Genomic DNA, 11,867 nt, shown 5'->3' on the forward strand with positions numbered 1-11,867 from the left:
CTCTATAATATTATGATTTATAAAAACAAAATCTATTGAAAACTTATGTAATGATTGGAAGATGGCATAGGTAGGGTAACGATGGAAGGTAAGTGAGCATATTCGGTGGACTCAATCTAATGATTTAAGCCGCGGATTCATCGCTCGAAATCAGAGTGAAGTGTAAAAAATTACGTTTCTGTCATAAATATTTAATGTTTGTATGGGTTGTTAAAAAACTGGATATTAGACATAGTGTTATTAAGCCAATAAAAAATGGCTTTTATAATAAATAGGAGATTAACTATGCATAATGAAATGATTCAACCTTCGCACTTCGGCATTATCGGCCGTACCTGCATCGCTTCAGTACTTATGATTGCGGGTGTTTTCGCTCTTATTTAAGAGTCAAGGGTAACGATGATTACCTTTTAAAGAGTAAGAAAATTCAGGGAATCACCTTAACCTTGTGTAAGGTATTCCCCTGAAAATCCAAGCTAGTCTTTAGTTATTAGCTGAAGAAGCTAAAAATCAATGCACTTACCGCCACAATGCCTGCTGCTAGAACAAAGTAAGTAGAGACATTTCCTCGATATTGTTTCATCGCCTCGATTTTATACACCGCTAACATTGGCATAATAAATAAGATCATTGCAATAACAGGCCCTGACAATGCTTCCATCATACCAAGAATACTTGGGTTCATGATCGCCGCCGCCCAGATTGAGAAGAACAGTGCTGCCACGCTGATACGATCAACACGCTTCTCAGATAGGTTAAAATGCTTGTTAATTAAACCATTTAAGCTTTCACGCGCACCTAAAAAATGCCCAAGGAAAGATGAAGTGATAGCAACAAACGCTACTAAAGGACCAAGTGTTGCAATAAATGGATTATCGGTTGCGTTCGCTAAGTAAGACAATACGGATACGTTTTGTTCTTTTGCTTGAGCCAATTGTTCAGGTGACAGTGTTAGCACACAGGAAAATACAAAAATAAGAACAAAGGCAATCAGCATGATGCTAGTGCGACGAAGAATAACTTCGGATTTAGCATCTGCCTGCTTACCGTAATGGCGACGTTGTACATTTGCAAAGCTTGAAATTGCAGCTGCGTGACTAAACGAAAAAATCACTACAGGAACTGCTAACCACATAGTGCTAGCAAAAGCTGACGTTTCTGGCACATCCATGACAGGCATGGTCCAGTTCGGTATTAAGTAAAATGATAGAAAGGCAAGAATGGCAACAAGTGGGAACACCATAATGGCAAAGGCCCGTAGCATTACTTTTTCACCCGCCATCATAATAGCAATTAGTGCAAACACTAGTACGCCAGAAAGCAAAGGTCTAGGTAAAGAAGCCATATCAGCCTGATTTACCATGAAGCTATCTACTGTGTTTGTTATTCCAACCCCATATATCAACAGGATCGGGAAGATCGAAAGAAAATACAGCAGTGAAATAGAACGGCCTGCTTTTGCGCCGAAGTGCTCTTCCACTACATCAGTGAAGTCTGCGTTTTTGATCTTAGAAGATAGTACAAAACGAGCTAAGCCACGGTGCGCAAGATAGGTCATTGGAAAAGCAAGTACTGCCATCGCGACTAAAGGCCAAAAACCACCAATCCCAAGGTTAATTGGCAGAAACAGGATGCCTGCGCCAACGGCCGTTCCAAATAGGCTAAGAACCCAATGTGTATCATGTTTTGACCAAGCTGTGGTTGTGTTTATTTCACTAGGATTTAAGGCATTTCGAGATTCTTTCACTTTAAAACTCGCTTTTATAAAAATAATAATGCTGAAAATGGTAAAGGTTTTAGTGTTTATTATCACATGCGAAGCTTGGTGAATAATGCTGTGGATTTGGGGTGGTTGTAAATTATCCAACTATGAATTTTTCAATAAACCAGAATAAAGTTCTTAATTTTAATATATTTAATGGTTGTATGTGTTGAAATTTTAATATTGTGTGGTTTTTGATTTTGCGGTTAAAACTTAATCACGGATGTATGTTCTAAGTGAGTTAGGCCTAATTTTCAGGAAGAATATTACATTTCTTAAGCACTTAATTGAGATGTTTGTGTCCCGTCATTTAGATGAGATTTAGGTATACTGCTGCCATTCATGTTAAAGAAGGAGTCATTGAATGGACATTTTGTCTGCGCAAAAAGAGGACTTATTTGCCATATATAAGCTCGAAAATACTTTATTTGGAGAACACGCCTATCCTCAATTTTTCTTTCGGCAAGCTTTTGATTGTTGGGGAGAGAGTTTACTGGTAGCAAAAGAGGGAGAGCAGGTCGCAGGGTATATATTGCTAACGACTAGCACAAATGCACATCAATATTGGATCATGTCATTGGCCGTCGATATTCAACATAGAGGTAAAGGTATTGCGCGTTCCCTCCTAGAAAACGTTATTGCGTCGTTGACGTTAGGCTCAAGCGTGAAATTGACTGTCGATCCTAAGAACCAACCTGCATTGTCTTTATACCTCTCCCTTGGCTTTAAAACGTTAGAAGAAGAAGCGCATTATTTTGGTGACGAAGAATCCAGGTTAGTCATGGAATTAGTAAAGTAATACTGCACGATAATGACCGAAATTTGCACACAATCAGTGCGTAGCATTACGTTGCTATAATTGGTTTTAAGCTAACCCGTTGTATAGTAAAGGTTTTTAATCTTGGCACCTCACTTGCTTTACATAAATGTTCATCGATAACTCGATGCGCCGCTCTCAATAGCAGGCGAGAGCGGTATAGGGTATTACTTTTTGAAAATGTACTAACAGCGTTAAAGGCATTGCTGCCTCTCTCGATTCGGGAGAGGCTTTTTTTTGCTAGTAAGTTGGGCTGAATCGCACTGGAGGTGTTATGTCGCAAGGATGCAAAAAAACCACTTGTCCCTATTGTGGTGTTGGATGTGGTGTCGAGGTCAATGCGAAAGGAATCGTTGGGGATGCGTGCCATCCTGCAAATGCGGGGTCACTGTGCGTAAAGGGTGTCGCGTTGGCAGAGAGTTTGAATATGCCTTCGCGCTTGTTGTATCCAAAGCTTGTTACCAAGCAGCGACCTCAAGGGCAAGAAGTACAATGGCAACAAGCCACGGATCTAATTGCAGAAAAGATTCATCAAGCGAAAGCGGAGTTTGGACCTGATTCCGTCGCTATGTATGTTTCTGGTCAGTTGTTGACGGAAGACTATTACGTCGCCAACAAACTCATGAAAGGCTATGTTGGCAGCGCAAACATCGATACTAACTCCCGTTTGTGTATGTCTTCGGCGGTTGCGGCTCATGTACGAGCATTTGGTGAAGATGTCGTTCCCGTCAATTACGACGATATTGATAAGACTGAGCTATTGATAATTTGCGGTGCTAATACCGCTTGGACGCATCCTGTTTTATTCCGACGTATTCAACAAGCGAGAGAAAACAATCCTAACCTCAAGCTGGTGGTCATTGACCCGCGTGAAACGGTCACCGCGCAGCAAGCGGATTTGCATCTACCGATTAAAAACGATGGTGATGTGTCACTCTTCAATGGGCTGCTCAAGTTTCTTATCGAGCAGCAATACATTGATTCTCAATACATAAACTCCTATACCGACGGGTTTGATGCACTTACAGAAGAGGTTTCTGACTTGCGTTACGATGTCACTAATTTGACGTCTTCCATTGGGATTTCAGAAGAAAAACTCACGACATTCTTCCAATGGTTTGCGCAAAGCCCAACCGCAATCACGTTGTTTTGCCAAGGGGTTAACCAAGCCGAAAATGGTGTCGATAAAGGCAATGCCATTATTAATGCACACTTGGCGACAGGTAAAATTGCCAAGTCAGGTTGCGGGCCATTTTCTATTACAGGTCAGCCGAATGCGATGGGGGGCCGAGAAGTGGGTGGTTTGGCAAACCAATTAGCGGTTCATCGTGCTTTTGACGCAGAGTCTATCAAGCAAGTACAGGCGTTTTGGGATTCACCAGAGATTGCCACTCAGCCCGGTTTAAAAGCCGTTGAGCTGTTTGAGGCGGTAGAGCGTGGTGAGATTAAAGTTCTGTGGATCATGGCAACCAATCCGGTTGTCTCTTTGCCAGATAACCAATTGGTAAAACGTGCACTAGAGATTTGTCCGTTTGTGATTGTTTCCGATATCACAGCGGATTCGGATGTCGCGCATTACGCAGACCTGTTGCTACCCGCTGCTGGCTGGGGGGAGAAACAAGGCATGGTGACCAACTCTGAGCGTCGGCTTTCAAGGCAGCGTCAGTTTCAAATGCCTCCGGGTGAAGCAAAATCAGATTGGTGGGCGATAAGCCAAGTTGGACAAGCTCTGTGTGCATTGGAAAAGACACAAAATGGCTTTGCGTTTACTTCTGAGCGGGCGGTATTCAGAGAATATGCCGCGATGACAGGCATGAATGCAGATTCGCCATTGAAGCTCGACCTGTCTCAACACGCCAACTTAACCGAGCAAGAATACGAAGAGTGGGTGCCGACACAATGGGGAGGAGAGCGTCCTTTTGCTGATGGAATCTATTCGCACCAAGATGGAAAAGCGCGTTTTGTCGTGACCAGTGAATCTCCAACACGTTTAGAGAGAACAAAAGGCTGGTGGCTCAATACGGGTAGGCAACGCGACCAATGGCATACCATGACGCGCACAGGGCATATCGCACACCTTGCCGCCTCTGAGTTAGAACCAACCGTGTACATGAATACACTCTCTGCCACTCAAAATCGCTTAAAAGCAGGACAACTCACCAAGCTGTTTCAGCCTACTTCAAACACCGGTATATATGCCAAAGTTGCCATTGATGAAGGTTTGGGTTTTCAGGAGCTGTTTATGTCAATGCACTGGGCGGGGCGATATGGCGGCGAAAGCAGTGTTAACGCGATAGTAAACAGCGCAAAAGACCCTATTTCTGGGCAGCCTGCGTTTAAGTCATCTTATGTTGAAGTGCAAGATACGGCGGTAAAAAACTACGGTATGTTCATCGGTACACAGTTTGATTCCGGTAAATTTCTCTACAGCGCATTTCAAGCAGAAAGCCATTTGGGTATTTGGCGCTTTGCACATGATAAGCGACCAAAGAAGCAGAGTTTTTGTCGAACGGAAAAGAGCCGCAGAATTACGATAGATATTGCCCAAGGTTGGCTCGCGGTGGATTACGACCTTGTTGGAGACGTTCGTATCATTCGCTCTGTTTTGGTGGTGTCTAGTGAACCGATTCAAACCGACTACACCAACTTTACCGGCTTGATTGGCAAACCGATGGCGCTATCGCAACTGCTTACCATCACTCAATCGCAAAGCAGCGTCAAACTGGTTTGTAGTTGTTTCCGTGTTACTGATAAACAAATACATGACGCGATGGAGAAACAAGACTGCACGTCACTGACTCAACTTCAAAACAAACTCAAATGCGGCACTAACTGTGGCTCGTGCGTTTCTCAAATCAAACAAATGGTCGACAGCCATCAGCATCAAAAGGGCAAACTGCAAGCGAACCAACAAAGTTTGGCTATTCAAATAAAGTAAGTCATAAAGAGGATAAGCACATGGAAGCGCCTTATCAAAAGTCTTGGTTTAAGAAAGGACAAGTGAGTCAGAAACAAGAACGCTCGTCTCGCTTTTCTAAGCATGATCAAGCAAGCAAACTGAACCAACTTTTAGAAGACCATTCACTAGACCTGGATGCGAACCACAAAGGTTTTGTCTCGATTGTCGGAGCAGGGCCGCACGATCCAGACTTGTTAACCGTGAAGGCTGTGAAAGCGATTATGTCGGCAGAGGTTCTGCTGTACGACCGTTTGGTTAACAAAGATATTTTGGAGTTGGCTTCGCCACAAGCCGATTGGATTTACGTGGGCAAACGATGCGGACAACCTAGTATAGGTCAGGAAGAAATCTGTGATTTGATGGTGTCGCTCGCTCAGCAAGGAAAGCGAGTTGTGCGCTTAAAAGGGGGAGATCCTTTCGTATTTGGCCGTGGAGGCGAAGAAGCATTAGTGCTCGTCAAACACTCAATCGCTTACGAAGTCATCCCCGGAATTACTGCTGCGATTGGATGTGCAGCAAACAGCTTGATTCCGCTGACTCATCGTGGCGTAGCTCGCAGCGTTACCTTTGTGACGGGGCAAGTGGTAACAGGTGCATTTGAGGCGTGGAGCCAACTGATGCAAAGCGGACAAACGTTAGTCTTCTATATGGGGTTAGAAAAGTCATCGCAAATACAAACGGGTTTAATAGGCTCTGGTTTGAGAGAAGATTTCCCTGTCGCGATCATTACTCATGGTTGCAGCCCTCAACAACAAGTTCATGTTACCCAACTCAATCAGCTCAATGATTTATCAATTACACTTAAAGGCGTGAGCCCAGCATTGATTGTGATGGGAGAAGTTGTCAAACTGCGCGAACAACTAATAGAAACCGTACAGTCAGTGACGGAATACGAGGGAATATGAGCAGCATTTTGGAATGTATTAGAACAGTCGGTCGTGGCGAACGTGGTAGAAAACCACTAAACTTTGACCAAGCGTTTCGAGTTATGGATGAATACCTAAACGGCGAGTGCGATGATGATCAGATGGCGATGTTATTGATGCTGATCCGCGTACAGAACGAGACTCAACAAGAAATCGCTGGCTTTGTGAAAGCATTCCAATCCCGCATGCCAGCTATTGGTGCAGATATTGATTGGCCATGTTATGCGGGCAAACGTGAAGCGGCAGGTCAGCCTTGGCATCTGTTGGCAGCGAAGATCCTTGCCGATAATGGCCACAAAGTGCTGATGCACGGCTATCATGACCGTCAATCTGGTCGTTTGCATGCCGAAGGTTACCTCGACAAATTTGCTATCAAGAAAGCGGAATCAGCAGAAGACGCAAAGCGTGTCTTAGAAACACAAAACATTGTGTATCTACCGCTAAGTTCGTTTGCACCCCAAGCAGAAACCATGATCGGTTGGAAGAATCGTTATGGGCTTAGAACGCCGATTAATACCGTGGTTCGTGCATTGAATCCGGGGCAGGCGACGGTTGGTATTCGTGGTAGCTTCCATCCTGGATTCCAACAACTTCATGCTGAAGTCGAATACGAGATTGGTCAAACCGCTCATGCCGTTGTGTCATTCAAAGGACAGTCGGGTGAGTCAGAATACAACCCGAAAGTAAGTCAAACCGTATGGTTAAGCCAAACAAGCGGCGTGACATCGCACTACTGGACGGAGCAAATGCTGTCTGAGGTGCCAATGCCTGCGAATTGCCCATTTGGGACGTCAGAAGACGACATGAATCAAATGGCGAATACGGTTCTTGCCACCATGACAGTGGTGCTATTTGCACAAATGCACGACAGAGAAAAAGCATTCGAACGTGCCTTCTCTTACTGGCAAGCCTATTGTGGCCAACAATAACGCACTATTGTCAATTAATGTAAAACCAACGACGCAAAGTTGTTGAATCTGAATCCATTATCTATTGTTTGAAGAAGGTAAAAGATCCTAGCTCGCCAATGATGTGTTTCACCACCTTGCTCCGTATCAAAGTGGTGAAACCGCAGTTTTAGCCTCAATCGCGTTCGTTTTTAGCTTCGCGTTTGAGAATGAGAAAATCCCATATGGTAAGACACAGAGGACATGGATAATGGTTCTAAAGCATACCACTCCTAGTGAAAAGGCTTCTCATCCGATCCCGCAAGAAGCCTTCGATTGGTACGACGAATACGCCCACGGAAAAATCTCGCGCCGTGAGTTTCTTAACAGGCTGGGTGGCCTTGCGGTGCTTGGCTTTAGCATGACAGCACTGGTCGATGCGTTAACCCCGAATTACGCACTCGCAGAACAAGTTTCATTTAACGATCCTGACATCAAAGCAACTTACGAAACCTTTCCATCTCCAAATGGGCATGGAGAAGGGCGTGGTTATTTGGTGATGCCACAGAAGAAGACCTTAAAATCGCCGACCGTGTTGGTGATTCATGAAAATCGAGGTCTGAACCCTTATATCAAAGATGTCGCAAGACGACTTGCAAAAGATGGCTTTATTGCTTTCGCTCCAGACGCGCTTTATCCACTCGGCGGCTATCCGGGGAACGACGATGAAGGTCGCGCGATGCAGAAAGAGATGGACAGAGCCAAGATCGAACAAGACTTTATTGCAGCCGCTAACTTCCTCAAACAATACGAGGGTGGCAACGGTAAATTGGGCGCGGTTGGATTCTGCTTCGGTGGATACATTGTCAATATGCTTGCAGCGGTAATGCCTGAAGAGCTCGATGCAGGTGTGCCTTTTTATGGAACACCAGCGGCGCAAGAGATCCAAAAGCAAGTCAAAGGACCGTTGATGATTCACTTTGCAGGGCTCGATAAGCGTGTTAACGACACATGGCCTGCTTATGAGCAGCAATTGATCGCAACCGACGCACAGTATCAAGCGTTAATGTATGAGAACGTCAACCACGGCTTCCATAACGACTCAACAGCACGCTACGCACCGGAAGAAGCAGCACTCGCTTGGGAACGTACACTCGGCTTCTTCAAAGAACATCTCGCCTCTAGTTAAAGCGCGTCTACTTTAGTTGGCACATTCCTTGTTATGTCTCTCTTAGTGAGTGAGATATAAACAAGGAATGTGCATGACTCAATCAACGTCAAAAACACCCATCATAGTATGCTGCGATAGCCTCCAAGAGCAGGCTCGATTGTCCGGCTTATTGAGCAAAGATTACGACAACATCATGGGTTGCCAATTGGCACAACTAGAAACGTTAATGCAACGAGAACCGTCAGCAAGCGTTGTGGTTGGATGGCAGCAACCAACCGCGGAACTGCGTTTGATCGTCGATTTCTGCCGCAGAAAATCGGCACCACTTCTTATCGTCTTAAAGCAGCTATCATCCAATGATATCAATCGTTTATCAGAAAAAATGGACTATGTTCTTATGCCGCACGATAGTGAGTTTGCACTTCAACCTTGGATTGAACATGCGACATTAGTGAGAGCGAAATTCGAAAGTATGCAATCGGAAATTGAATTACTGACCAATAAGATTGAAGAGCGCAAGCTGGTGGAAAAAGCGAAAGGTCTGCTGATGAAGATGCACAGCGTTGATGAAGGACAGGCTTATAAAGCGCTAAGAAATTCAGCCATGCAATCGAGCCAAACGCTCGCACAAGTTGCCAAGAATTTGATAACTACTTTGGAGGTGCTTGATTAGTCGTTCTACCACTTTGGGGTTATAGTGCGTTTTCTAACGTGGTGCGTGTTGCACTATCAGCAAGCAATAACAGGGAGTAACAAACGGCAAGATATACTAATTTATTGTATTTACTTTGAAAAATAAGTTGGCACAGTAATTGGATTAGTAGAATTGGGTTTATTGTTGAATCGCTTATCTCAATTATCAACGGCGGTAATTGTAGACTTAGCAACGGCGCTACTGCTCTTCGGAGTAGTGGCGCTTTTTTTATGGGAGCAAACCAATGAAATGGAGTTCGATGCTGAAAGTGTCAGCAATTTCGTTATCGGTATTCACCACGGTCAGCGTAAAGGCAGAGTTGGGTGAACCAGAAATTGAAGACCTGAAGTTTGGTTTTATTAAGTTAACCGATATGGCACCGCTGGCGGTTGCTTATGAGAAAGGCTTTTTTGAAGACGAAGGCTTGTACGTCACTTTAGAAGCGCAAGCAAACTGGAAGGTGCTTTTAGACCGAGTCATCGATGGTGAGCTTGCGGGCGCGCACATGCTTGCTGGTCAGCCATTGGGCGCGACGATTGGTGTCGGCACAAAAGCAGAAGTGATTACCGCGTTCAGTATGGATTTGAACGGCAACGCAATCACGGTTTCCAATGATACTTGGGAGCAGATGAAGCAATACATTCCAAAGCAACCAGATGGCAAGCCAGTTCACCCAATCAAAGCGGATGCACTGAAGCCTGTGGTCGACAGCTATCTGGATAAAGGCAAACCGTTCAACATGGGGATGGTGTTCCCTGTATCGACGCACAACTATGAGTTGCGATACTGGTTAGCGGCAGGGGGGATTCATCCAGGCTTTTACGCACCAGACTCAGGCGATAACAGTGGCCAGCTGGATGCTGATGTTCTTTTGAGTGTTACACCGCCACCACAAATGCCAGCCACAATGGAAGCGGGCACGATCAAAGGGTACTGCGTAGGTGAACCATGGAACCAACAAGCCGTATTCAAAGGTATTGGTACGCCAGTCGTGACTGACTACGAAATCTGGAAGAACAACCCAGAGAAAGTGTTTGGTGTTTCCAGAGCTTGGGCTGAGAAGTATCCAAACACGCACATTCGTGTAGTGAAAGCCTTGATTCGGGCGGCACATTGGTTGGATGAAAACGACAATGCCAACCGCCAAGAAGCAGTGAAGATGCTATCAAAAAGTGAGTATGTTGGAGCGGATGCCGAAGTTATCGCCAACTCAATGACGGGCACGTTTGAATACGAGAAAGGCGACAAACGAGATGTGCCAGACTTCAACGTGTTCTTCCGTCATAACGCCACTTATCCGTATTACAGCGATGCGATTTGGTACCTGACTCAGATGCGTCGCTGGGGACAGATCTCAAGCGAGAAATCCGATGATTGGTACATGGATGTCGCAAAAGAGGTTTACCGTCCGGACATTTACCAACAAGCGGCTCAAGCACTGATTGAAGATGGTGTGTTGAGCAAAAAAGACTTCCCAGATTTTAGTGCTGAAGATGGTTTCCGTGCGCCACAAACACACTTTATCGACAACATCGTTTATGACGGTCGCGAGCCAAATAAATATCTAGAGAAGTTCTCTATCGGGCTTAAAGGAAAAGACAAGGTTTAACCATAACGATAAACGCCACAGGCGAGGGGATTCGCTTGTGGCAACAAGGATGTAAATTTCTTAGGAGTGAGTATGTCTAGTAATGTCATTTCCCTTTTTCCTGCTAAGCAGGTAGTGAACCGAAGTCGGTTGGTACTTTTGCCCGTCATTGGTTTACTGATCTTTTTGGCAATGTGGCACTTAGCAGCGAGAGAAGTGCAAACCTCATTAGGTACGCTACCGGGGCCAGTGCAAACTTTTCAGCAGTTCAGCAACCTTGTCGATGACCATTGGCAAGAGCGAGAAAAGGAACAAGCGTTTATCGAACGTCAGGAAAAACGTAATGCTGCGAAGTTAGCCAAGAATCCGGACGCGGAAGTGAAGATTCGTCCCTACACAGGTAAACCGACGTTCTTCGACCAAATCATAACAAGCTTAGTGACCGTAACTGCGGGCTTTTTGCTGGCGACTGTCATCGCGATTCCACTTGGCATCGTGCTTGGTCTTAATCAAGGACTGTATCAAGCGTTCAACCCAATCATTCAATTGCTCAAGCCCGTATCACCTTTGGCTTGGCTGCCTATCGTCACTATGGTGGTGAGTGCCACTTATGTGAGCGATGACCCGATGTTTGCTAAGTCGTTCATTAACTCTCTGATCACTGTGGCGCTGTGTAGCTTGTGGCCGACGCTGATTAACACCGCTGTGGGTGTGACGAGCGTTGATAAAGACTTAATCAACGTGAGTAAAGTGCTTCAACTTTCGTGGTGGCAGCACATCCGCACCATCGTATTACCTTCTGCCATTCCAATGATCTTCACAGGTTTACGTCTCTCTTTAGGTATCGCTTGGATGGTATTGATTGCAGCAGAGATGCTCGCGCAGAACCCTGGGTTGGGAAAGTTCGTTTGGGATGAATTCCAGAACGGCAGTTCGGCATCATTGGGTCGTATTATGGTCGCAGTCATCACCATCGGCTTTATCGGTTTGATGCTCGATAGAGGCATGTTGCAACTTCAAAAGTGGTTGTCTTGGAATAAACAACAAGCGTTGAGATAAGGGA

General features: G+C 45.1%; 9 protein-coding genes. 8 read left to right on the forward strand and 1 reads right to left on the reverse strand.

Going from position 1 to position 11,867, the window contains the following annotated elements; translation table 11 throughout:
- Positions 1-490: 490 nt before the first annotated feature.
- Positions 491-1,747: an aromatic amino acid transport family protein gene (locus H9L11_RS20400; protein WP_205391148.1), complete on the reverse strand. Its 1,257-nt coding sequence runs from the start codon at positions 1,745-1,747 to the stop codon at positions 491-493.
- A 379-nt stretch (positions 1,748-2,126) separates the two neighbouring features.
- On the opposite strand from H9L11_RS20400, the gene H9L11_RS20405 reads away from it, so the two are divergent.
- From H9L11_RS20405 to H9L11_RS20440, 8 genes are all read left to right on the forward strand, one after another.
- Positions 2,127-2,561 (forward strand): N-acetyltransferase, encoded by a 435-nt coding sequence (locus H9L11_RS20405; RefSeq protein WP_017634213.1) that lies wholly within the window; start codon positions 2,127-2,129, stop codon positions 2,559-2,561.
- A gap of 292 nt (positions 2,562-2,853) precedes the next feature.
- Entirely contained in the window at positions 2,854-5,517 is a 2,664-nt protein-coding gene (locus H9L11_RS20410; RefSeq protein WP_064376512.1) for a nitrate reductase, read from the forward strand.
- A gap of 20 nt (positions 5,518-5,537) precedes the next feature.
- The gene (cobA, locus tag H9L11_RS20415) at positions 5,538-6,443 is read left to right on the forward strand and encodes a uroporphyrinogen-III C-methyltransferase (RefSeq protein ID WP_064376513.1); all 906 of its coding nucleotides are present in this window, start codon (positions 5,538-5,540) and stop codon (positions 6,441-6,443) included.
- Positions 6,440-7,393 (forward strand): glycosyl transferase family protein, encoded by a 954-nt coding sequence (locus tag H9L11_RS20420; protein ID WP_064376514.1) that lies wholly within the window; start codon positions 6,440-6,442, stop codon positions 7,391-7,393. Before cobA ends, H9L11_RS20420 begins: the two co-directional genes overlap by 4 nt.
- Positions 7,394-7,622: 229 nt before the next feature.
- Positions 7,623-8,540 carry a dienelactone hydrolase family protein gene (locus H9L11_RS20425; RefSeq protein ID WP_009704599.1) on the forward strand — a complete coding sequence of 306 codons (918 nt, stop codon included), beginning with the start codon at positions 7,623-7,625 and terminating at the stop codon, positions 8,538-8,540.
- A 73-nt stretch (positions 8,541-8,613) separates the two neighbouring features.
- Complete coding sequence (locus H9L11_RS20430; protein WP_033906998.1) at positions 8,614-9,195, forward strand: ANTAR domain-containing protein; 582 nt, start codon at positions 8,614-8,616, stop codon at positions 9,193-9,195.
- Between the two features lie 265 nt (positions 9,196-9,460).
- Positions 9,461-10,825, forward strand: a complete 1,365-nt coding sequence (locus H9L11_RS20435; RefSeq protein ID WP_033907000.1) for a CmpA/NrtA family ABC transporter substrate-binding protein — start codon at positions 9,461-9,463, stop codon at positions 10,823-10,825.
- Positions 10,826-10,897: 72 nt separating this feature from the next.
- Entirely contained in the window at positions 10,898-11,863 is a 966-nt protein-coding gene (locus tag H9L11_RS20440) for an ABC transporter permease (protein ID WP_005375889.1), read from the forward strand.
- Positions 11,864-11,867: the final 4 nt, after the last annotated feature.

Origin of the sequence: Vibrio sp. sp1, assembly GCF_016920955.1 — a bacterium.
GTDB lineage: Bacteria > Pseudomonadota > Gammaproteobacteria > Enterobacterales > Vibrionaceae > Vibrio > Vibrio alginolyticus.

Excerpts from the sequence above, each read along its gene's own strand:
- H9L11_RS20405 (WP_017634213.1), top strand. The coding sequence starts at position 2,127 with ATGGACATTTTGTCTGCGCAAAAAGAGGACTTATTTGCCATATATAAG.
- H9L11_RS20410 (WP_064376512.1), top strand. The coding sequence starts at position 2,854 with ATGTCGCAAGGATGCAAAAAAACCACTTGTCCCTATTGTGGTGTTGGA.
- cobA (WP_064376513.1), top strand. The coding sequence starts at position 5,538 with ATGGAAGCGCCTTATCAAAAGTCTTGGTTTAAGAAAGGACAAGTGAGT.
- H9L11_RS20420 (WP_064376514.1), top strand. The coding sequence starts at position 6,440 with ATGAGCAGCATTTTGGAATGTATTAGAACAGTCGGTCGTGGCGAACGT.
- H9L11_RS20425 (WP_009704599.1), top strand. The coding sequence starts at position 7,623 with ATGGTTCTAAAGCATACCACTCCTAGTGAAAAGGCTTCTCATCCGATC.
- H9L11_RS20430 (WP_033906998.1), top strand. The coding sequence starts at position 8,614 with ATGACTCAATCAACGTCAAAAACACCCATCATAGTATGCTGCGATAGC.
- H9L11_RS20435 (WP_033907000.1), top strand. The coding sequence starts at position 9,461 with ATGAAATGGAGTTCGATGCTGAAAGTGTCAGCAATTTCGTTATCGGTA.
- H9L11_RS20440 (WP_005375889.1), top strand. The coding sequence starts at position 10,898 with ATGTCTAGTAATGTCATTTCCCTTTTTCCTGCTAAGCAGGTAGTGAAC.